Origin of the sequence: Weizmannia agrestimuris, assembly GCF_943193165.1 — a bacterium.
Lineage (GTDB): Bacteria > Bacillota > Bacilli > Bacillales > Bacillaceae_C > Weizmannia > Weizmannia faecalis.
The window spans coordinates 1-21,808 of the sequence record NZ_CALPDC010000013.1; the positions used below are offsets into that span (position 1 = coordinate 1).

The following is a 21,808-nucleotide window of genomic DNA, read 5'->3' on the forward strand; positions in this document are numbered from 1 at the left end:
AACTCTCAGTAAAGATGTTTGATAAAAGCTCAAAAAGAATTTGACGTTTCGTTTTGTCCAGTTTTCAAGGAACAATCCGTTTTGACAGTGACTAAATTATTATACCATCATAACGAAGTCTTTGTCAATAACTTTTTTCGTCTTTCGTCGTTGCTCTTTCATGTTCATCAGCGACGTATATAACTATACCAAGTTATTTATTATGCGTCAATACTAAATTTGATATTTTTTTATTGTTTTTTTGGAATCCGGTACCGTCTATGGAAGATTTCAGGCCCCTTTGTCGGCACTGTAATTTCCTCGATCATATTTTTTTCAATTAAAAATTCAAGCAGAACAGGCAAGTCAATACTGTACGATTGAAGGCCTGGATGGAAAAGCAGTTCGTCAATTGTCCATTCTTCCCGTTCTTCCATCAGTTCCAGTAAATGCTGCGCGCCAAACGATGTCTTCGAATAAATGTGGAATTCACTCGCAAGAAAGAGCAGTTCAAGGCGCTTTTCCAGCGACTCTTCACTTGTTACCAGTTCTTCGTACAACTTGAAGATTTGCAGATCAATTTGCTTTACCTGGTTCCAGACGGTTATTTCCGGGTGAAAGCCGTTTTCGATCACCGCGAGTCTGGCGAGATGGTGCAAGGCGTGAATGATGTGATTATAGGCATCGAGGTACTGGCGCTGTTTGAAGAAGTCTTTCCCGTTTAAATACCGACGGATCAATTTGGCAAATTCCGTGCCGATTTTGACCTTTCGTTCATGAAACGGAAAATCCCTTACTTCATCTTTTAAACGTGCCATGTACTCATTCCGGTCAAATAAGATCAGCCCTTCTGTAATCCATTCAAATATATTGCTGTTTGTCCCGTACAGCATCCACTCTTTCAACTGGTTCTCTGCCACGACATATAAGGCGGCTTTTTTGTCTTCATAGCGGTAATGCTTGACGTAGAGCGGCTGGTCCTGCTCTTTGACAATGATGAAGAGAATGGCGTCGAACAAATTGGTTGCGGCATCTTCATCCGGCTTTTTTTCAATATACAGGACAGAAAGGGTATTTGGAAGGCTTGCCCTTTCCTGGTAAATCGGCCTTAAAATGTCTCTCATGCGTCATTCCTCCATCATGCTTTCTATGAACGTATTTCTGCAAATCCCGGGAAATCCCCTGCAAATTTTCGAAACAAATTTCAGTATATTGCATTCCTTCCTTTTTCGCCAGTTATGTTATATTAAAAGAAAGGGGGAATGGTATTGGCAAAGTATTCAAGCAAAATCAATAAAATTCGGACATTTGCCTTAAGCTTGATTTTTTCCGGATTTATCGTCATGTATATCGGGCTGTTTTTCCGGGCGCATCCGGTTGTTGTAACCCTTTTTATGCTGTTCGGCCTGTTCTTTATTTTATTGAGCACAGTGGTTTATTTCTGGATCGGCATGCTCTCGACGAAAGCGGTGCAGGTTGTATGCCCGGGCTGCGGCAAGCCGACAAAAATGCTGGGCCGGGTAGATATTTGCATGCATTGCAACGAGCCGCTGACACTGGATCCTGAGCTTGAGGGAAAAGCGTTTGACGAATCATATAATCGTAAGCGATTGCAGAAGTGACAGGCGGGGTGGAGATGAAAAAGCCTAGGTTGCCGGAGTCAGGCAAGCCCCGCCCAATTTGAAGAAACCCGCATCCGGTTTTCGCCGGATGCGGGCCGTCTTCGCCTTCGTTCAGCCTTCTGTCTTTTCCAGTTCCTCTGCCAAATTGGCGCGGGAAAGGTTCGCATTTAAAAAAGCGTCTGTTTCCGGAAGTTCCAGATGCATATGCGTTTTTTTGCTGATCCGGATCGTCCCGTAGTCAAGCACATAGTCAAAGACATGGCCGCCGCCGGTGCGTTTGTCGTCAATAAAATGGAGGTGGAAGCCGGCGACCGCGATTCCTTGTGCAAACATCGGCGTCCAAAAACCAGCAAGCGTTCCTTTTGTATTTTCAAACGAGTAAACCGGCTGGGATTTCACCGCTTCCGTCATGGGAACCGGTTTTTCCTGGTAGGAGACGGTTCTTGTGTTCATTTTTTTAAAAACACCGTCCACACGAATGGCATAAAATAAATTTTCGCTGCGGACGAGATCTTTGATCAAGTCTTCCAGTTCGGGTTTTGCTAGAGGACCTTCAGCTGTATAGGTGATATCCTCCGAAAAATGTGCAAGCGAGCAAAACGGTGACTTGTCTTCAGGCTGTACACGTTTTGCCGTCCCGTCCTTCAGCTGATAGAACGCATTGTCAAAGGCAATCAATTCCCCGTCCAAATGGTTGAAAGTGCCGATGCCGAAATCGCCGAACTTTTTTAATTCAGCAAACGTCTTGTCGCTTTCGTATACGCCGTCAAGAAGCGATGTCATCGTGGACAATTGGTATACTTCATCGGTCCGGCTTGTTAAAATTTGCTCTGTATTTTGATTTTCTGCAGCAGTACGCATGGTAAACCCCTTCTTTCTATCGTATCCTGAAAAATTTGTGCCGGCTGAGTCCAAGTTATAGCAGCTGCCCGCCGCAGTAAGTGATTATACCAATTGGTTAGGCAGCAGTTTTTTCGCCAGTTCCAGGTTGTCGCTATAATCAACCGGGACATCGACCACGACCGGGCCTTCTGAGTCCAGCGCTTCCTTCAGTACAGAAACCAGCTCATCAGGTGCATTCACCCGCAAGCCTTTTGCGCCGTAACTTTCCGCGTGTTTTACAATATCAACGGGGCCGAAGTCTGCTCCCGATGTGCGCCCGTATTTCATTTGCTGCTGGAACGCCACCATGTCATACGTGCCGTCGCGCCAGACGATATGCACAAGCGGTGATTTTAAACGGACGGCCGTTTCAAGTTCCATGGCGGAGAACAGGAAGCCGCCGTCTCCGGAGATCGATATTACTTTTTCATCCGGATTGACAAGCGTTGCGGCAATCGCCCACGGAAGCGCAACCCCGAGCGTCTGCATGCCATTTGAAAACAGCAGGCGGTTCGGTTCATATACCCTGAAATGGCGCGCCATCCAAATATAATGGGAACCGACATCGCATGTCACGGTCACATGGTCATCAATCAACGAACGCAAATCATGAATGAACTGGAGCGGATGCACAAGATTTTTATCCGCCTTTTCCGATGGTTCGTCGCGCAAATTCAGCTGGTTGCGGAGATGTTCCAAAAGTTCCATGGACTTACTGCTCATATTTAAACGGGCCAGCTGTTCTTTGATGCTGTCAACGCTCGCTGAAATGTCACCGACAAGTTCGATTTCCGGCTGGTAATCATGATCGATATCGGCGCGGATTTCATCGAGATGGATGATTTTTCTTTCCCCTTCGCTGTTCCAAAACTTCGGATCGTACTCAACAGAATCGTAACCGATCGCAAGCACCACATCCGCATGCTCAAGCAAAATATCGCCCGGCTGGTTGCGGAACAAGCCGATGCGGCCGAAGAAACGGTCTTCCAAATCCCTTGAAATCAAGCCTGCCGCCTGGAATGTTTCAACAACTGGCAACGCGATTTTTTTCAGGAGGGACCGGACCGCATTCACGACTTTCGGGCGGCTCGCACGCATCCCGACCAGAATGACCGGCAATTTGGCATGCTGGATCGCTTTTACAGCTTCTTTAATCGCTTCTTCATTTGCTTTCCCGAGTTCCGGGCTTTCAAGCGGACCCAAAGCTTTGACAGACGCCGGCTCCATCAGCACATCCTGCGGGAAGCTGATAAAAGCTGCCCCTGCCTGTGCTGAAGCGGCAGAACGAAATGCATTTGTCATCACTTCCGGCACTGTATCCGGATGAACCACTTCCGCTGCGTATTTTGTAATCGGCTGAAACAGGGATACATTGTCCATCGACTGGTGCGTTTTTTTCAGTCTGTCTGCGCGCGGCACGTTTCCTGCGATTGCAACGACAGGATCGCACTCCGTATTCGCAGTAGCAAGCCCGGTGGCAAGGTTGGAAGCCCCCGGCCCGCTCGTTACCAGGCAGACACCCGGTTTTCCTGTTAAACGCCCGATAGCAGCGGCCATAAAAGCGGCATTTTGTTCGTGGCGGCATACAATCAATTCCGGGCCGCGTTCTTTTAGGACATCAAATACGGCATCGATTTTTGCGCCCGGAATGCCGAAAACGTACGGCACTTCCTGCTTTTCAAGGCAATCGACAACCAGGTCTGCAGCTGTTTTTTTCGTCGTATTGGTTGGATTTGAATTCTTTTTTTCCACAGTTCCCACTCCCAAGGACAGCCCTATTTTGAACTTTCCCCCGTTTATTACAGGGGAAAACGTTCATCTATAGGCTGAGCGAACTTGTTTCTATCTATACTTTACACCACACGAGGAAATGTTTAAAATATATTATTGTGCTATAAATAATATATAATAAATATTAATCCCAATGAGGGAGGAGGAAATACAGATGGAACTGCGCCATCTTCATTATTTTTTAACGGTCGCGGAAGAACTACATTTCGGAAAAGCAGCAGAGCGGCTGCAAATGACCCAGCCACCGCTTTCCCAGCAAATCCGGCAGCTGGAAGAAGAAATCGGGGTGGACCTTTTTATCCGCAATAAACGTCATGTTGAACTGACGATCCCGGGAAAAGTTTTTTTAAAAGAGGCCAAGCAGGTCCTTGAGCAGCTGGACAGGGCAGTGGAAAATGCACAGCGGGCTGAGCGGGGGGAATTCGGGAATGTGGTAGTCGGCTTTGTCGGTTCGGCGACTTATGACATTTTGCCGGCTATCGTCCGGGAATTCCGGCTGAAATATCCGAAAACGGCCGTTTCCCTTCATGAGTTGTCAACCCCGGACCAGATTCGGGCGCTGCATCGGAAAGAAATCGATGTCGGCCTGCTGCATCCGCCGATTCATGATCCTTTAATTGAAACGGCTGAGATCCAGACAGGTGCGGCTGCCCTTTCAATGCCGAAAAACCATCCGCTTGCCCAAAAGGAAAAAATCCGCATCGAGGATCTGGCGGACGTCCCGTTTGTCGTTGTGTCGCGTGATATTTGGCCGGGCCTTTATGATGAATTTCTGTCTCTTTTCAAGGACGCCGATTTCAGCCCGAAAATCGTCCAGGAAGCCACCGAGTACCAAATGGTCGTCGGTCTTGTGACAGCCGGAATTGGAATCGGGGTGCTACCACGGACAGCCGAAAAATTATTTAATCTCGATATTGTGTACAGGGAGATTGAAGGGCACCCGTTAAATGCCGTTTTGTCCATTGCGTACCGGAAGGAAGACCAAAACCCGGCCCTTGCCAATTTCTTAAACATCTCCGGCCGGGTGGCAGCAGAATTTTAATGGATTTTTGACCGATTGCATAAATACTAATGAAAAATCCGGCCTCCCAACGAAAGAAGAGCCGGATTTATTGCATAAAAGTGTATAAAGTTGCACCGCTAAAACTTTTTAAAAACCTTGCTTGCGGTTTATCAGGTCCCGGTTTAAAGCCGCAAAAAAAGAACCGGACGAACCATTTCGCCGGCATTTGCGCTTTATTTTGCTTCCAGGTAACTGTGCTTTTTCATACATTCCGGACAGGTACCGTAAATTTCCATACGGTGATGGCTTACTTTAAAACCGGTCACATGCGCGGCAAGCTGTTCCACTTCATCCAGGCCAGGATAGTGAAAGTCGACAATCTTTCCGCAGTCTTCACAAATAATATGGTAATGGTTGGATGTGACAAAATCAAAACGGCTTGAAGCATCGCCATAGGTCAGTTCCTGCACCAATCCGATTTCCTTAAAAACGCGCAAGTTATTGTAAACGGTAGCCACACTCATATTCGGGAATTTTCCCTCAAGAGCCTTATATATTTCATCGGCGGTTGGATGTGACATGGATTCAATTAAGTATTCCAATATCGCATGACGTTGAGGGGTAATACGAACGCCCGACTGTTTCAAGGTTTCCAGTGCTTTATTCAACTGTTGCTCGGACACCGCCATGCACCTCTTTTCTAACAATTATCATTCTTAATTTATAATCTTTATAAAGAGTTTACAAAATAAACCCCTGTTTTGTCAAACAAATTAGCGAATCAATCCGCCGGTAATTTGCTTTTTCTGCGCTCTTTGGGGCTCAAAAAAGAAGGAAACCCGTTCATTAGGATGCCTTTTTTCAGTCGGGAGTATGTATAACCACACACCCTTGCTATTCCTCAAGCGGTTGGAGCGGGCGGTCTTTCACCCCAAGACAGTAATTGATATATCTTGCCGCAACGAACAGGAAATCGGACAGCCGGTTTAAAAACGACAGCACAAGCGGATTTACACCATTGACCGCAACACTTGCCCGCTCCGCCCTTCTTGCAACTGTGCGCGCCGCATGCATCGCCGCTGCTGCCGGATGCCCGCCCGGTAAAATAAAGGTTTTTAACGGTTCCAATTTTCCATCCCATTTGTCAATCAAAGCCTCAAGTTCATCGATATATGCCTGTTTCAATTTCCAGTGCACTTCTTTTCCCTCGGGCGTGGAAAGCTCCGCACCGGCATGGAACAGCATTGTCTGGACCCTGCTAAAACATTGTTCTATTTCTTCTTTTTCCGGAAATTGTTCGCCGTGCAAAAAACTGAGTGCAACGCCGATCGCCGAATTCGCCTCATCCACTGTTCCGTAAGCTTCCACGCGCGGATCGTTTTTCGCTGCTCTTACCCCGTAAACGAGCGATGTCGTCCCTTTATCACCAGACCTTGTGTAAATTCTCATCTTGTCCCCACCACATCAATTTAATGGATCAGCCGTATATAAACGCAACCACGCTATTTTTCTCAATCTGCCCTTTCCCGTAAAACCATATATTAGTTTTGTATCACGAATTCGTAAAAATTGCCATAAAAAAAGAAACCGAACAAGTCGGCTCAAAGATATCGTTATTTTTTTGAGGAGGTAATATACACTATGAACCCACGGCAAATCCGCGTGGACAAAAGCCGCCCCGGCCGCAAAAATAGGCACCGGCCACATTTTAATCTTCCCTGGCAGACAACTGCCGGCATGTGGGAATCCTCCTGCCAGGCTATTTTCTTTCCGAGTCAAAAGCAGATCTTACGACAAACGCCGCCGGGATGGTATAGCCGATTAACGCTTCAATGATAATAAGAATCCGCGCAGCCCCGATCGGCACAATATCCCCGTACCCGACGGAGAACAGCGTGACAGCACTCAAATACATATAATCGAGCAGCGTGTGAAAATCATGCCCTTCCAACAGCTTTCCGTGATGGAGCGCAATTTGAAATCCCATCATATCGAGCAGTAAAAACAACAACCCGAACCCGATCATGATATTGGTGTAGGTAAAAGCAAGAAAAAGGAAACGTTCAAATGAAAGCTGCTTCGCGCGCCAGGACGTCGGATAAAACAAGGTGCGCAGGCTCATTACAATACAAAGGACAACCAATATGCCGAGAAAATAAAACATGCCCGATACCCCCGGCGCCTTTCAAGTTTGTCCTTTCATTGTATGCCTCCGCCGACCGGGTTATGACAGTCTTTACGGGAAGAAAATGGAAGGCTACAATAGAATGGTGAAATTGGCCAATGCCAATGAGGAGGGAACGATAAATGGATTTTTCAAAATCTGAAATCTTGTATAAAGAAGCACTTGAGCATATTGTCGGCGGCGTAAACAGCCCGTCCCGCTCGTATAAGGCGGTGGGCGGCGGAGCCCCAGTTGCCATGGAAAGGGGAAAAGGCGCGTACTTTTATGACGTGGACGGCAACCGCTACATTGATTATCTGGCGGCATACGGCCCGATCATTACCGGCTTTGCCCATCCGCATATTGCTGCTGCCATTAAAAAAGCAGCCGACAACGGCGTTTTGTTCGGCACGCCGACCCCGTATGAAGTGCAATTCGCAAAAATGCTGAAAGAAGCGATCCCGTCCCTGGACAAAGTCCGCTTTGTCAACTCGGGAACAGAGGCGGTCATGACAACGATCCGCGTTGCCCGCGCCTACACGGGCCGCGACAAAATCATTAAATTCGAAGGCTGTTACCACGGCCATTCTGACCTCGTGCTTGTCGCAGCGGGTTCAGGCCCGTCGCAGCTCGGCATGCCGGACTCAGCCGGCGTAACAAAAGCCATCGCAAACGAAGTCATCACCGTCCCTTATAATGATGTGAAACCTTTTAAACAGGCACTCGAAAAATGGGGCGATGAAGTTGCCGCCGTACTGGTTGAACCGATTGTCGGCAACTTTGGCATTGTGCCGCCGAAACCGGGATTTTTGGAAGCCATTAATGAACTGGCGCACAAAGCCGGCGCCCTTGTCATTTACGACGAAGTGATCACCGCTTTCCGTTTTATGTACGGCGGCGCGCAAAACATGCTCGGCGTTACCCCGGATTTAACCGCCATGGGCAAAATCATCGGCGGCGGACTGCCGATCGGGGCATACGGCGGCCGCAAAGACATTATGGAAGAAGTCGCACCGCTCGGCCCTGCTTACCAGGCCGGAACCATGGCAGGCAACCCGGCTTCAATGCTTGCCGGAATTGCCTGCCTTGAAGTGCTCCAGGAAAAGGGCGTGTATGAAAACCTCGACCGTCTCGGTGCCATGCTTGAAAAAGGCATTTTGGAAGCAGCTGAAAAACACGGCGTCACCATTACCATTAACCGCGTAGTCGGCGCCTTTACCGTTTACTTTACGGGCGAAAAAGTCGAAAACTACAAGCAGGCTGAAGCATCCGACGGCGAGTTGTTCGGGAAATTTTTCAAACTGATGCTCGAGCAAGGCATTAACCTTGCCCCGTCAAAATATGAAGCCTGGTTCCTCACAACCGCGCATACGGAAGAAGATATCGCAGAAACAATCAAAGCCGTCGATCATGCTTTTTCACATTTAAAAGGATAATCCTTTAAAAATGACCCTGCCCCATTTCGGGACAGGGTCATTCTAACTACTACCGTGATAGATATGGGGAACTTTTTATAACGCTTATTATCTTTAAACAGAAGTTTTACTTTGTTATAATTTAAAAGATATAAACTATATAAAATGAACAAAATATCGCGGCTCTGTTGTCTGCTGTAAAAAGCTTCCATTATGCAATGGTGCCCGGGCTTGACGTAAAAACTTCAGTTTATTTTATATAATCATTTTTTTGGAAGGCGAAAACAATGGACTTAGTAATTTTTATATTTGCAATATGTATCATTGTATTTGGGATATCTGGATTTTGTTTTTGGATGGCTTATAGAAACCTAGTAAAACTATTAGACCAATGCAAAAACTAAAATAACAGCCTCTCAGATGATGAGAGGCTGTTTTAAATCACCCGTGACCCGTAACTTTGTATGCGTTTTTAACCACGGCTGTTTAGGTCCCCATTTGTGACAGGCCTTATCCATTCCTAACGTGTAAGCATCTTTTAAACCTTATTCGCTAAGGTAATTTGCACTGCTCCCCAAAGCACTACATTAAAAATCGCCATCATTGTCTGTGCCGGTGTAGCAGCATTCCCGGCCTTCCCTTCTTAAATGATACCATTGGAACTTTATTCCTCATTTGATGATAATTGGGCTTTTTTGCTTTCAACCGTTTTTATGATTTTTTAACCGGGACAGGTACCTATTTAAAATTTGTGTATATGTTATAAAGAATATTGCGCAAGTTGTGAACAGCCAAAGAGAATATGGAATGAAGGGAAGTGTTTTTTCAATGATGAAAAATTTAAACAAACGCGTATGTTTCATGTTATTTAGTTTCATACTTGTTTTCGCCTTACTAGCAGCCTGTTCCAATCATGGAAAAAAAGAAAACAAAACTGCACAGACAGTGAAATCTGAAAATACAATTAAAATCGGCTATCAAAAAAACTGCCCGCTTTTGATTTTAAAAGCAAGCGGCACCTTGGAAAAAAGGCTGAAACCGCTCGGCGTAAAGGTGGAATGGTACGAATTCCAGTCCGGAACAGCGCTTCTCGAGTCCTTGAATTCCGGAAATATTGATTTTGGCAGGACGGGGGACTCGCCGCCGATTTTTGCACAAGCTTCCGGTTCCAATCTGAAATATGTCGGGGTCGGAAAATCAAAATACGAAGGTGCAGCCATCTTGGTGAAAAAGAATTCCACAATCCGTTCCGTGGCAGATCTGAAAGGAAAAAAAGTCGGGTTTGCAAAAGGAAGCAGTTCCCATTATTTTCTTGTCAAAGCACTCGAAAAAAACGGCCTTTCGTACAAGGATATCACGCCGGCTTACCTGCAACCGGGGGATGCCAGAGTCGCCTTTGAACAAGGCACAATCGATGCATGGGTCATATGGGATCCGTTTACCGCCGATGCCGAAGTAACAGGCCATGCACGGACACTTGTAACAGGAGAAGGATATACGACGGACCGCGATTATTTTCTCGCCACTCCGGCATATTTGAAAAAACATGAAAAAATCGTCCAAATCGTCCTCGATGAAGTAAAAAAATCGAGTGCCTGGGCAAATGAACACCCTGCCGAATTAACGGAATTACTTTCAAAAGCCCTCGGTATAGACCAAAAAGCGATCAAAATCGCAGTAGACAGAAGGGAATACGGCCTCGATCCGTTTACCCCGGCAATCATCCAAGAACAGCAACAGATCGCCGACAAATTTTACGAACTGAAATTGATCCCGAAAAAAGTGAATGTAAAAGACAATATTTACCATTTCAAAAAGGATGAAGGAAAGTGAAACATTTTACCGGCTTTTTCATCCAAAAACTGATTCCATGGGGCATCCCGGCCGTGATCATCATCATTTGGCAAATTTTTGCAAAAGAAGGCATCGTATCACCAAAAATTCTGCCGGCGCCTTCAGATGTCCTGATTGCGGCAGTGGAACTGGCAAAAAGCGGCGAGCTCGGGCATCATGTCTGGATCAGTCTGCTGCGGGCTGTGACCGGTTTTCTGATTGGCGGAAGCATCGGCTTTATCCTTGGTTTGGTGAACGGGCTGTTCCGCACAAGCGAATTATTGCTCGATACTTCTGTCCAAATGCTCCGTACCATTCCGCATCTGGCGTTAATTCCGCTTGTCATTTTGTGGTTTGGGATCGGGGAAGAAGCGAAAATATTCCTCGTTGCCCTGGGGGTGTTATTTCCGGTATACCTCAACACTTTCCACGGCATCAAGTCCGTTGATAATGGATTAATTGAGATGGGGAAAATTTACGGATTAAAGGGCTGGCGGATGTTTGCCCATGTCATTTTCCCGGGCTCCCTTTCCTCCATTTTGGTTGGCATTCGGTTTTCATTGGGCGTGATGTGGATTACATTAATCGTGGCCGAAACCATCTCTTCCACATCCGGTATCGGATACATGGCGATGACGGCAAGGGAATTTATGCAAATGGATGTCATTCTTTTAAGCATTCTACTGTATGCCCTTTTCGGGAAATTGTCCGATGCTATCGCCCGCTTTTTTGAAAAAAGATGCCTGAAATGGCATACCAGTTACCAGGAACAATCTTGAAATCGGAGGGACAAATATGGAGAGCTTCCTGCAATTCGACCATTTAGAAAAACGCTATGGAAACAGGGACGTTTTGAAAAATATTACATTATCGGTCAAGAGGGGGGAGTTTATCGCCATTGTCGGCAAAAGCGGCTGCGGAAAAAGCACGCTTTTGCGGCTCTTGTCCGGTTTGGAAAAGCCGAGCGGCGGGCGGATTCTGATCGACGGGAAACCGCTCGGAAATCTGAACAGTAAATCGTGCATGGTCTTTCAGGACGGGCGACTGTTGCCGTGGAAGCGGGTGATCGACAATGTTGTCCTCGGTCTGGATGGCGATCACAAAAAGGAAGCAATCGAAGTATTAAAACATGTCGGGCTTGAAAACTATACCGATGAGTGGCCGGGCAAATTATCCGGCGGACAGAAACAGCGGGTGGCGCTGGCACGCGCGCTTATGCATCAGCCGGAACTGCTGTTGCTGGACGAACCGCTCGGCGCCCTCGATGCATTGACCCGGCTGGAAATGCAAAATCTGATCGAAGAAATCCGCAGATTAAACAGTTTTACCGCCCTGCTTGTAACCCATGATGTGGAAGAAGCCGTGGCTTTAGCCGACAGGGTCGTCCTGCTGTCGGACGGCATCATTGCTGAAGATGTCCCGGTGAAACTGCCAAGGCCGCGGCAAAGAGACCGCGAATCTTTTGCCACTCTCGTCAACAAAATCCGGAACCGGATTATGGGCGGCCCCGTGCAGGCACCGCCCAAACAAGCGAACAGTTTTTCAGACAGCCGTTCTGTTTATCCCCTGCCCGGCACCCACTAACCCGGGGAATGGCGCTTTATGACCCGCGCCACTCCCCGTCTGCTGCTGCGTTTTTAACAGCCTCATAAAAAGCCGTAATAGCTGTAACTGAACGGCCTGGAGAGTTCAGCATGCTAAACGGCTAAATCCCGGTTCGGCACGGCAACACAACATCAGGAGTGGCCGTGTTTTTCTGCAGAGACAAGCGCCGGCCTTCTCTCACGTTTCAGAAAACTGGCATAGGATATCTGAGCGTGCGAGAGAGGCATTTACTCCTTCTCTCCCGTTTCAAAAGAGGTCCCTCCCGGCCGCATGACGCAAACCGCGCCCGCCAGTAAAAAAGAACCAGCTTTAGCCGCACAGCCAGAATCCCCCTCCACATACGGAGGGTTTTTCTCTAAAGTGTGCTTTTCATTGGCAGCGGATGAGCTTCCTGATGCACCCCTCGCACTTTCTTGAAAGACCGGCATGTGGCCGATTGTACAAGCATATAGTAAATTGTAAGGCATTCTCATTCAGTTGAGGGATGATTTTCTTGAAAAAGCAACATAGCCGGAATGTAAAAAAATTGTTGATGATTATGGCCGGGGCTGCCCTTCAAGGCTACTCAATGGGTGTATTTTTATTCCCGAATGCCATCCCATCAGGCGGGGCCGGGGGGCTTACAGTGCTTTTCCACCACTGGTTCCGCATCCCTCTTAGCATTGCACTCTGGATGCTGAACTCCTCCATGCTTGTATTCGCCGTGTACTTTTTAAGTGCTGCCAGTGCAATGGGTACGCTTCTCGGGATTACGGTTACATCTGTTTCGGTCAATCTTTCCGCATTTTTATGGGAAACACCATTCCATAACGAATGGCTTGACCTTGCCTTAGGCTCCGTATTGCTCGGCATCGGCATCGGCATTCTGCTCCGGCAAGGTGTTTCCAACGGCGGCATCGGCATTGTTGCCCTCATCATTTCCAAATACAGGAGCGTCAATCCGGCCACCCCACTTTTTATCATCAACGGGCTCATTTTTATTCTGACGGCGTATGTGATCGACTGGGAAATTGTCGTACAAGCCGTCATTTGCCAATATGTGTCAACCAGAATTGTCGGCTGGATTTATCAATTTTCCTTTCAAGCCATTTACTTAAAGCTTCCCTTTCTTCCGTTAGGCTGGAGAAAAAAATAAACGGGCCAGGATCGATGCCGGCAATTCATGCACAAACCACTCTTATCATCCCAATTGAAAAAATTACCAGCATCCGGATTCCATCCCGTTCTTGAAAAATCCGTTTACCTGCCGCCCACCGGTTCCAAAATGGTGTGCCGGCTTCTTTTCTTTTTTTCTTCCCCGCCGGATGAGCCTTTTTCAGTCTGCGGGCGGATCAATAATAACGACAGTAACCCGACTGCAAATGTAAAGCAGGCAATCGAGATAAACATCCCCGGCCGCGACCACGCCATCAGCCTCCCGAACACCGGCGGCCCGACAGCCACCCCGAGAAACCGGACAGATCCGTACAGTGACGTGACAAATCCCCGTTTTTCTTTTCCAACGGCATTCGTAATAAAGCTGTTGACACACGGCAAAATCAACCCGGTGCCGAGGCTGCCAATGGCAAGGACCGGAATAAACAGAAAAAGCCCTCTGAAAAACGTAAGAAGCGCGTAAGAAAGGGTCATCAGGCAGAAGCCCGTGACAATCAGTTTTTTCATCAAGCGCTGGTTTTTCCCGATTTTGCTGCCGGTAATATAAGATGTGGTACACATGACAAGCAGCGGAATCGCCAGAATCAGCCCTTTCATCACACCGTCAATTTTATAACTTTTTTCCAACACATTGGATAGGAAAAAAAGAATACCAAAAAGGGTAAACAAGCATGTCGCGCCTGCAAGATAAGCAGTGCATAGCCACCGCCCGTCGTCTTTAAACACACCGGCAAGTCCTTTTACATATTTCCCGAGCCCAGGTGGTTCTTTCTTTTTTGGTTTTTCTTTAATAAAGACCCATGTTAAAAAAATGGAGACAGCGACCACTACCGGAAAAGCAAAAAACGTGCCGTACCATACGAGCAATGCGATCAGTGCCCCTAATATCGGAGACAGCACTTTTCCAAACCCGTTTGAGGCTTCCACAAGGCCGAGCACCCGGCTTTCTTTATCGCCTTTAAACAGATCCCCAGTGAGGGCCATGGCGATTGGTGCTGTACCGGCTGCCCCGATTCCCTGAAGCGTGCGGCCTGCCAGGATCCAGGCGAAAGCATGGGAAAACAAAGCGGCTGCGATTCCCGCCAGAATGCCGCCTGCCCCGTATAAAAACAATGCCGGCAAAATTACGGCTTTCCGGGAAAAGCGGTCGGAAAGATAGCCGAGCACCGGGATGAACACGGCCGCCACAATGGAGAAAACGGAGATCGTCAAGCTTGCCTGAAAGGAAGTCAAGTGAAGTTCAGACTGCATTTTCGGCAGGACAGGAATCAGCATCGAATTGCCAAGCGTCATAATTAATGGAATGGAGCCGATTGCTGCCACTGTCATTACAGAAGGTTGTTTGCTTGCCATAATATCCTCCCCGGATTTCAATTTTTGCTCTGTTAGATTATCCGGAAGCAAACATTTTATTCTTTTGCCCAAACGAATACTGCAGCCCATTACGGGAAGGATATGGTTACCTGTTACGCAAGGAGGAAAAAACGTGAAATTATTTATGGAATACATTTTGGAGGAAATCGAAAAGATCGGGGTGCAGCAAGGTTACAGGGTCTCTTTGTCGCAAAAGATAGACGAGCAGAATTATATTCGCGGTGTGATGCAATTTTTTGACAGCGGATTTGACATTTATTATGCTTTGATTTTCAGTTTCCCCGAAAGCCATCCGAAGCTGCAGTATACGTTCTGGGTGCTGAACCAAACCTGAAACTGGGCTGTGATCGAAAAAGACGGATCCGGGGAAAAGATGATGGAGACGGTCAAGGAAACGGCATTGAAAGAAATCCATGTCAACCTGATGGAAGGTGGCGAAATCCGGCATCTGCTTAAAGAAATAAAGCAAACGATCGGCACTTGCCCGCAATAAAAAGGGGTGCTGCTTAAAGGGTTTGAAAAACAGGGAGCTGCCGGGTTCCTCCCTCATTACGCTTCCAGTGGATGCAACAGGTTCCGGCCTAAAGGCATAGGGGTTTACGGCCCTCATGACAAAACAGGGCTTTCGATTGCGGAGATCCCCCACGGCAAACCGAGATCCCCTGCTGTAACCCGGCATTACCATCCCCCAACAAGCTGGCCGGTTGCTCACTCCAGCCCTAATCCGCTTTCTTTTCACAAAGCTTACCCGTTGCTTTTGATCCCGTACAAAATGCAGCCAACCCCGGCCAGAATCCACAGCATTTTGGCAAACGAGATTTTATCGGAAATTCCGATCACCCCGATCGCCGTTGTCGTAATTAAAACAACAGGCCCGACAATAGCAAGAGAACTGTTGATGAGAAGCGCTTTTTCCACTTGATTGTATTTGAGCATCAAAATGGCCGCGGAAATTTCGGTCATTCCTGAGATCAGCCTGAGCGCAGCCATACTAAGCACATACTTTTCAATCAGCCACAACATCGTTTCCCCTCTTCATACGCGCATTTTGGATTCATTTACCTCATGTATATTCCGTGCCGAGCAAAATTAGGACAAATTCTCCGGTCTTATCCCACGCACGTCTTCCGGCAAACATGTTATAATGACAAAATCAAAGGGTCTGCCGGTTTAAAAAAATTTTTGGACGGAAATAGTTTAGTGCAGCCTTTTGGAACATATCATGTAAATATCTTTGCAAGGAAGAAAGGAATTGCCAATATGAGGGTTGGAGCCCGCATTGTCAAAACAGGAATTGCCATTACGATTGCGTTGTTTATCGCGCAATTATTAAAAATGCCGTCCCCGGTGTTTGCCGGGATCGCTGCCACTTTTGCGATTAAACCTACGATATACCGGTCTTACCGGTCCATTATCGATCAGGTCCAGGGCAATCTGATCGGCGCTTTGCTTGCGGTCATTTTTGTCATGGCCTTTGGCAACCATTTTTTAGTCGTCGGTCTCGGGTCTGTGTTGATCATCATTTTAATGTTGAAACTGAAGCTCGATGATACGGTCGGCCTCGCGCTTGTAACCATGATTGTCATTATGGAAACGCCAAGTGACAATTTTCTGCAGACGGCCGGCATCCGCTTTGCGACATTGTTTATCGGGATTTTCAGCTCGTTTCTTGTGAATTTGATTTTCCTGCCGCCGAAATACGAGGCCCGGCTGTATGTCCGTCTCACCCATGTGACAGAAGAACTGCTCAAATTCATCCGGATTGCAGCGCGCCAGGAAGCCGATTACCAGCTTTTAAGAGAAGAACTTCCCGGCATTAAAGAGCGGGTGTACAAAGTAGAGCAGCTGTATACTTTATTTAAAGAGGAAAAAATCTACGGGAAAAGCAACAGGATCGAGCGGCAGCGGAAAGTGGTGCTGTATAAAGAAATGGTGGCCATTTTGAATTTAAGCTATATTATTTTAAAACGGCTGCACCAATACAAAGCGGATATTGCCGGGCTGCCAGAAACATTCCGGAGCATGCTGCAGGAACAAATGGAATACCTTGTGAACGAACATGAAAAATTGCTGCTCATGTTTCTCGGAAAAGTCAAAGCCCATGCGCAAAAATGCGATACGGCTGACAAACAGCGGAATGAGCTGATGGACATTTTTCTGCAGAACTTAAAAGATGAGACTTTCCGCGCTGATCTCCAGTCCTATCACGTGATGAACTTGCTGGCGCTGCTTGTGGATTACCAGGAAGAGCTTGAACATCTGGAAAAATTGATCACCGTGTCCCAAACCTATCACCACGAACAATCAGAACTCAATCTTGACGAATTGGAAGACCAATAGGGGACGGCAGACCTGCCGTCCCCTATTGGATGCATGGCCCTGTTTTCATCCCGGGCCGGTGCGCCTTAGATTTTGCACTTTTGGTAAAGATTTTCCGCTTTTCGAAACGGCCGCTTTATTTGCTGCGCTTTTCACGCCGGGCTTATGGGCCGGTTTTTAGTTGTTTTCTTTGCGGAAAAAAGTCTGGATATTGATTTTTGAGTTTTTTAAGCGGCCCATGATTTCATGGTAATGCTGTGCAACATAGGCGAAGTACAAAACATCAATCGTGAACAGTTGTGCAGCCAGGGATGTGGTTGCCGCGCTCCGCAGCAGGACCGCTTCCCCACCATGGTGGATCAAAGGCGCATCCACGATACTGGCAAGCGTACTGTCCCGTTTTTGTGTGATGCCCGCTGTAAAAAGCCCGTTCTGTTTGGCAATCTGCGTCAGCTTGATGGCTTCATTGGTTTCGCCTGAATTTGAAATCGCCACAAACATACAGTCTTTGGAGGCGTTGATCAAAGAAGAACCGAGCAGATGGTGATCCAGCGTGTGGACCACCGGCTTGCCAATTCTTGAAAACTTATGCGTGAAGTCTTCAGCTGCCACATGGGAGGCGCCAATTCCGTATACGTATATGGCCGGGCTTTTATCCACCATGGCCGTTATCTTTTCAATACAGCTGGTCTCAAGAAGATTTGCAGTTTGTGTGATCGACTGGTTAAACCGCAAAGCCAGTTTATCAGCAATCATGGCAATATCTTCATTCGGTGTGATATCCGTATAAATTTCCCGGTCCAGCCCCCCGGAGGCATCCGCATACAATCTGATCTTTAATTGTGAAAAGCCGGACAGCCCGATCGACCGGCAAAAACGCACAACGGTGGCCGGGCTGACGCCTGCTTTTTCCGCAAGTTCGCTCGTATTGTCATTGACCGTTTCCACAGCGTGGCTGAGAATATACTCGCCGAGCTTTTTTTCTGATTTTGACAGACTGGTTAATTTGGATTTAATTTGCAGAATAATATTCTCTTCCAATTCCATCACTCACGATCTGCGTCGGTCTCCTTCATCGCATCTTTTGGAATACCGAAGAAATAAGTGGCAACGAAGCCCCCAATATAACCGGCTACCAACCCGGCGATATAACCGAGCCAGCGTCCGTGCGCAATCAGCGGAATTAAATCAATCCCGCTTGTGCCGATTGCGATCGCGCCGATATTACCGATGCCCGCGATCACTGCCCCGCCGATGCCGCCGCCGATACACGCGGTAATAAATGGGCGCCCAAGCGGCAAAGTCACACCGTAAATTAACGGTTCGCCAATGCCCATAATGCCAACCGGCAATGCCCCTTTAATCAACTGCACGAGTTTTTTATTTTTCCGGCACCTGATCCACAAAGCAATCGCCGCGCCGACCTGCCCTGCGCCTGCCATTGCAAGGATCGGTAACAGCGGTGTCATCCCTGTCTTATTGATCATTTCAATATGGATCGGGGTGAGGATCTGGTGCAGGCCGAACATGACCATCGGCAGGAAGAAAAGCCCCAGTATAAAGCCTGAAAAAGCGCCGCCGACTTTCAACACCCACGTGATCGAGCCAACAAGAGCGCCTGATACCGCGCCTGCAACCGGCATGACGATGAAAATAGTAAAAAGTCCGATAACTAATAATGCAATTGTTGGCGTCACAATGATATCCACAGCATTCGGAACAATTTTATGCAGCCTTTTTTCAACAAGCGCTAAAATCCACACTGCAAAAATAACACCGATGATCCCGCCTTGTAAAGGGGAAAGGGCATCTCCGGTAAAAATATTTGGAAGCGGATTTTTCGGATCCATGCCGGTCAGCATCGTCACAGCCCCGATGACCCCGCCAAGGCCCGGTGTCGCCCCGAACTCATTTGCGCTATTGATCCCGACATAAATGACCAAATAGAGATACAATCCGTTTTTAATAATGTTTAATGTCGTAATAACGGACACCCAGTTCTGGCTGAGGGCTGAGGAGTCCGCAGCCATGATATTTTGGAAAATGGCGGCAACCCCGCCGATAATCCCGGCGCCGACAAAAGCCGGAATAAGCGGTACAAATATATTGGAAATCGATTTTAAAGCCCTTTTGAAACCGTTACTTTTATGTTTCGCCTTTTCCCTTGCCTTTACTTCGGCCGCTTTGGCTTCCACCATTTCGCGGTTTGACCGCCCGGCATCTTGATGGCCCGTAGCCTTCGGAAAATTTTCCCCAAGTTTTACACCGGCCTGCTGTACCATAAGGTTGGCGACTTTGTTGACGATACCAGGGCCAAGCACGACTTGGAGCGTTTCATCCTCCACGACGCCGAGCACGCCATCAACCGCTTTCAGGCCTTCGATATTGACTTTGCTGTAATCCGCAATGGTAAGCCGGACTCTTGTCATGCAATGGATGATCTTTTCGACGTTTCCCATGCCGCCGACATTTTCGTAAATTTCCCTTGCCAGTCTTTGTTCTTTCGTTTCGGTCATTTTTTTCATCCCCCGGTTTAAACGATTTTTCTAATAAAACCATTTGCCTGTGCCATTTTCTCCTCTGCCTCTTCCTTGGAAAGATTGGTTAACAACATGACAATGGCCAGCTTCACATTTTTGCCGGCTGCGTAAAAAGCCTGTTCAGCTGCTTCATAGCTGCATCCGGAAGCCTGCATAATAATCGATTTCGATCTCTCCACCAGTTTTGCGTTTGTCGGCTTTACATCCACCATTAAATTCCCGTATACTTTTCCAATTCCGACCATTGAAGCAGTTGAAATCATATTCAATACGAGTTTCTGGGCGGTGCCTGCTTTTAGCCGGGTTGATCCCGCCAATACTTCAGGCCCGGTTTCCACTTCGATCGGAATATCGGCATGGCGGCTGATTTCAGCATTTTTGTTGCAGGAAAGCGACGCCGCCACAGCACCGGTTTTTTTCGCGTAGTCCAGCGCGCCAATCACATACGGTGTTCTGCCGCTTGCCGCAATACCGACTACTGTATCCTTTTCCGATAAATGGATGTGCTTTAAATCTTCTTCCCCCATCTCTTTCGAATCTTCCGCCCCTTCAACGGCAACCGTCATTGCCGCACTGCCGCCTGCGATCAGCCCCTGCACCATGGAAGGGTCCGCACTGAATGTCGGTACACATTCGACAGCATCGAGAACACCGAGCCGACCGCTTGTACCTGCTCCGCAATAGATCAAACGTCCACCCTGGTTAAAAGAACGGATAACAGCTTTTACCACTTTTTCGATTTGTGCCAGTTCCTTCCCAACACGGATTGGAACCGTTTGGTCTTCCTCGTTCATCAATTGCAAAATTTCCCTTGTTGACAACGTATCAAGATCCATTGTTTTTTCGTTGCGCTGTTCTGTGGCGAGTTTTTCTAAGTCCATTCGTTTTCACCTTCATTGTCCGTCATTTTAAACCGTGTACCCGAACCAATAAAATCAAGGAGCAGCAAGTCGCGGCCGGCAATCTGCCCGATAACGTTTACTTTTTTATCGGCAGGCAGGCTCCGCTTTGTGATTTGCAATTCCCCTTTGTATCTTGCGTACAGGTTGTTGTCGAGCGTAATACTCCCTTTGTGGCGGGGAATGTTGTTTTCAGGCCCGATATCGTCCTTTTGATTGCATGTTCTCGACTGCTCGCTGCGGATGGCGTCCCTTGCCACATCCAGCCGGTTCCGGTGGGTTTTGAAAATATACGGGCGCCATTTCGGCCCTGCAGCGGTTGCATGAAGCAGTATGGTATCATGGCAAAAAAATTCCCTGATCTGGCTGCGGGATTGCGGCGTTAACCCCGGATCCCCGATATAAGCATGGTCAACCGCATAATCCCTTAGCAGCGAGCAGATGGCTGCCAGCGGATTTTGATGGCGGTGGATTTCCAATGTTGGCAGGGATTCGTATAAAGGAAATCTTAGTTTTCCATCGCCGGGTGCAAATGCCGTAATGCTGAATCCTTTGCTTTTCAGCCATTTGTTTTTTTCGTAAAACCAATTTTCATCCAGTCCGGTTCCGGGCCTCGGGTAATAATTATGCCAGGCCTCCAGACGGCTGAAATCAGCGTCATGTTGTTTCAGCTGCTCATAATCCTGTTCCGTTAATGTGCTGGCGTTTAATCCGACCGTCATCGTGTTCGACAGGCGGGCAACCTGTTCCCAGCTGACACCGGCATCGATGCGCAGGCCATTGATACCGCTTTCAATAATGCGTGCAGGATCATCAATGGACAGCCCGATATGGCGGAGCACGTTTCCAGAGACGTCGATCATCACTTTCATCCCATTCTGTTTTGCAGACTCCAAGAGCGGAGCAAGCCTTTTCCGATATTGGGACGGGTCATCTTCCGGTAGCTGTAAGGATGTAAATATCCCTTCCATTCCAATTGCTGCCATTCGGTGAATGCAGGCTTCCTTCTCTTCTGACCAGTCTTCATTCAAGTATATTGAAAATCCAAGCAATCATGCATCCCTCCTTTGATACTATTATATGCACTTTGAAACAATATTTCAACATATTTTTATTATTATATTTATAAAAGAAATTTTGTTTCATTTCCTGACAAAAAAACGGAGGCCCCGCGTTTTTAAACGGGATCTCCTCCATTTTTTGCCGACGAGCGAGCGCCCTCCGCTT

At 47.5% G+C, this 21,808-nt stretch carries 21 protein-coding genes; 9 read left to right on the forward strand and 12 right to left on the reverse strand.

From position 1 onward, the window contains the following. Nucleotides 1-230: 230 nt before the first annotated feature. Nucleotides 231-1,103: a nucleotidyltransferase-like protein gene (locus NFR98_RS07250; RefSeq protein ID WP_017551383.1), complete on the reverse strand. Its 873-nt coding sequence runs from the start codon at nt 1,101-1,103 to the stop codon at nt 231-233. A 138-nt stretch (nt 1,104-1,241) separates the two neighbouring features. Between NFR98_RS07250 and NFR98_RS07255 the strand changes: the two genes are divergently transcribed. Next, complete coding sequence (locus NFR98_RS07255) at nt 1,242-1,601, forward strand: YgzB family protein (RefSeq protein WP_035183901.1); 360 nt, start codon at nt 1,242-1,244, stop codon at nt 1,599-1,601. A gap of 111 nt (nt 1,602-1,712) precedes the next feature. On the opposite strand, the gene budA is transcribed toward NFR98_RS07255, so the two are convergent. Next, complete coding sequence (gene budA / locus NFR98_RS07260) at nt 1,713-2,462, reverse strand: acetolactate decarboxylase (protein WP_017551385.1); 750 nt, start codon at nt 2,460-2,462, stop codon at nt 1,713-1,715. A gap of 84 nt (nt 2,463-2,546) precedes the next feature. Further along, nucleotides 2,547-4,235 carry an acetolactate synthase AlsS gene (gene alsS, locus NFR98_RS07265; protein WP_017551386.1) on the reverse strand — a complete coding sequence of 563 codons (1,689 nt, stop codon included), beginning with the start codon at nt 4,233-4,235 and terminating at the stop codon, nt 2,547-2,549. A gap of 193 nt (nt 4,236-4,428) precedes the next feature. Here alsS and alsR point away from each other — a divergent pair, with 193 nt between their 5' ends. Beyond that, a complete protein-coding gene (gene alsR, locus NFR98_RS07270) occupies nt 4,429-5,316 on the forward strand; it encodes an acetoin biosynthesis transcriptional regulator AlsR (RefSeq protein ID WP_014097391.1) in 888 nt (295 codons plus the stop codon). Nucleotides 5,317-5,510: 194 nt separating this feature from the next. Here alsR and perR read toward each other — a convergent pair whose 3' ends face one another. From perR to NFR98_RS07285, 3 genes are all read right to left on the reverse strand, one after another. Further along, the gene (gene perR / locus NFR98_RS07275; protein WP_017551387.1) at nt 5,511-5,966 is read right to left on the reverse strand and encodes a peroxide-responsive transcriptional repressor PerR; all 456 of its coding nucleotides are present in this window, start codon (nt 5,964-5,966) and stop codon (nt 5,511-5,513) included. A 205-nt stretch (nt 5,967-6,171) separates the two neighbouring features. Further along, nucleotides 6,172-6,726 carry a cob(I)yrinic acid a,c-diamide adenosyltransferase gene (locus tag NFR98_RS07280; protein WP_014097389.1) on the reverse strand — a complete coding sequence of 185 codons (555 nt, stop codon included), beginning with the start codon at nt 6,724-6,726 and terminating at the stop codon, nt 6,172-6,174. A gap of 310 nt (nt 6,727-7,036) precedes the next feature. Continuing rightward, entirely contained in the window at nt 7,037-7,441 is a 405-nt protein-coding gene (locus tag NFR98_RS07285; protein ID WP_014097387.1) for a potassium channel family protein, read from the reverse strand. Nucleotides 7,442-7,584: 143 nt separating this feature from the next. On the opposite strand from NFR98_RS07285, the gene NFR98_RS07290 reads away from it, so the two are divergent. The 5 genes from NFR98_RS07290 (at nt 7,585) to NFR98_RS07310 (ending at nt 13,429) form a co-directional block, all read left to right on the forward strand. Continuing rightward, the gene (locus NFR98_RS07290) at nt 7,585-8,877 is read left to right on the forward strand and encodes a glutamate-1-semialdehyde 2,1-aminomutase (RefSeq protein WP_061086968.1); all 1,293 of its coding nucleotides are present in this window, start codon (nt 7,585-7,587) and stop codon (nt 8,875-8,877) included. A gap of 807 nt (nt 8,878-9,684) precedes the next feature. After that, nucleotides 9,685-10,689 carry a sulfonate ABC transporter substrate-binding protein gene (locus NFR98_RS07295; RefSeq protein WP_014097385.1) on the forward strand — a complete coding sequence of 335 codons (1,005 nt, stop codon included), beginning with the start codon at nt 9,685-9,687 and terminating at the stop codon, nt 10,687-10,689. Then, complete coding sequence (locus tag NFR98_RS07300) at nt 10,686-11,468, forward strand: ABC transporter permease subunit (protein WP_014097384.1); 783 nt, start codon at nt 10,686-10,688, stop codon at nt 11,466-11,468. Before NFR98_RS07295 ends, NFR98_RS07300 begins: the two co-directional genes overlap by 4 nt. A 16-nt stretch (nt 11,469-11,484) precedes the next feature. After that, nucleotides 11,485-12,273 carry an ATP-binding cassette domain-containing protein gene (locus tag NFR98_RS07305; RefSeq protein ID WP_061086969.1) on the forward strand — a complete coding sequence of 263 codons (789 nt, stop codon included), beginning with the start codon at nt 11,485-11,487 and terminating at the stop codon, nt 12,271-12,273. 514 nt (nt 12,274-12,787) lie between these two features. Further along, on the forward strand, nt 12,788-13,429 hold the full coding sequence (locus NFR98_RS07310; protein ID WP_061086970.1) for a YitT family protein: 642 nt from the start codon (nt 12,788-12,790) through the stop codon (nt 13,427-13,429). Between the two features lie 104 nt (nt 13,430-13,533). Here NFR98_RS07310 and NFR98_RS07315 read toward each other — a convergent pair whose 3' ends face one another. Then, entirely contained in the window at nt 13,534-14,805 is a 1,272-nt protein-coding gene (locus tag NFR98_RS07315) for an MFS transporter (protein ID WP_230951750.1), read from the reverse strand. Nucleotides 14,806-14,935: 130 nt separating this feature from the next. On the opposite strand from NFR98_RS07315, the gene NFR98_RS07320 reads away from it, so the two are divergent. Then, on the forward strand, nt 14,936-15,157 hold the full coding sequence (locus NFR98_RS07320; protein WP_230951749.1) for a hypothetical protein: 222 nt from the start codon (nt 14,936-14,938) through the stop codon (nt 15,155-15,157). 410 nt (nt 15,158-15,567) lie between these two features. Here NFR98_RS07320 and NFR98_RS07325 read toward each other — a convergent pair whose 3' ends face one another. After that, nucleotides 15,568-15,846 (reverse strand): YqhV family protein, encoded by a 279-nt coding sequence (locus tag NFR98_RS07325; RefSeq protein WP_081092971.1) that lies wholly within the window; start codon nt 15,844-15,846, stop codon nt 15,568-15,570. A 237-nt stretch (nt 15,847-16,083) separates the two neighbouring features. Here NFR98_RS07325 and NFR98_RS07330 point away from each other — a divergent pair, with 237 nt between their 5' ends. After that, on the forward strand, nt 16,084-17,163 hold the full coding sequence (locus NFR98_RS07330; RefSeq protein ID WP_061086990.1) for an aromatic acid exporter family protein: 1,080 nt from the start codon (nt 16,084-16,086) through the stop codon (nt 17,161-17,163). Nucleotides 17,164-17,319: 156 nt separating this feature from the next. On the opposite strand, the gene NFR98_RS07335 is transcribed toward NFR98_RS07330, so the two are convergent. Genes NFR98_RS07335 through NFR98_RS07350 form a run of 4 tightly spaced genes read right to left on the reverse strand, consistent with a single transcriptional unit; the run spans nt 17,320 to nt 21,633 of the window. Beyond that, nucleotides 17,320-18,189 carry a MurR/RpiR family transcriptional regulator gene (locus tag NFR98_RS07335; RefSeq protein WP_061086971.1) on the reverse strand — a complete coding sequence of 290 codons (870 nt, stop codon included), beginning with the start codon at nt 18,187-18,189 and terminating at the stop codon, nt 17,320-17,322. Beyond that, nucleotides 18,189-19,658: a PTS transporter subunit EIIC gene (locus NFR98_RS07340; protein ID WP_017551400.1), complete on the reverse strand. Its 1,470-nt coding sequence runs from the start codon at nt 19,656-19,658 to the stop codon at nt 18,189-18,191. The genes NFR98_RS07335 and NFR98_RS07340 overlap by 1 nt, the downstream gene beginning before the upstream one ends. Nucleotides 19,659-19,675: 17 nt before the next feature. Continuing rightward, nucleotides 19,676-20,563, reverse strand: coding sequence for an N-acetylmuramic acid 6-phosphate etherase (gene murQ / locus NFR98_RS07345; RefSeq protein ID WP_017551401.1), 888 nt, complete (start codon nt 20,561-20,563; stop codon nt 19,676-19,678). After that, nucleotides 20,554-21,633 (reverse strand): DUF871 domain-containing protein, encoded by a 1,080-nt coding sequence (locus tag NFR98_RS07350; RefSeq protein ID WP_026104614.1) that lies wholly within the window; start codon nt 21,631-21,633, stop codon nt 20,554-20,556. The genes murQ and NFR98_RS07350 overlap by 10 nt, the downstream gene beginning before the upstream one ends. Between the last annotated feature and the right edge of the window lie 175 nt (nt 21,634-21,808).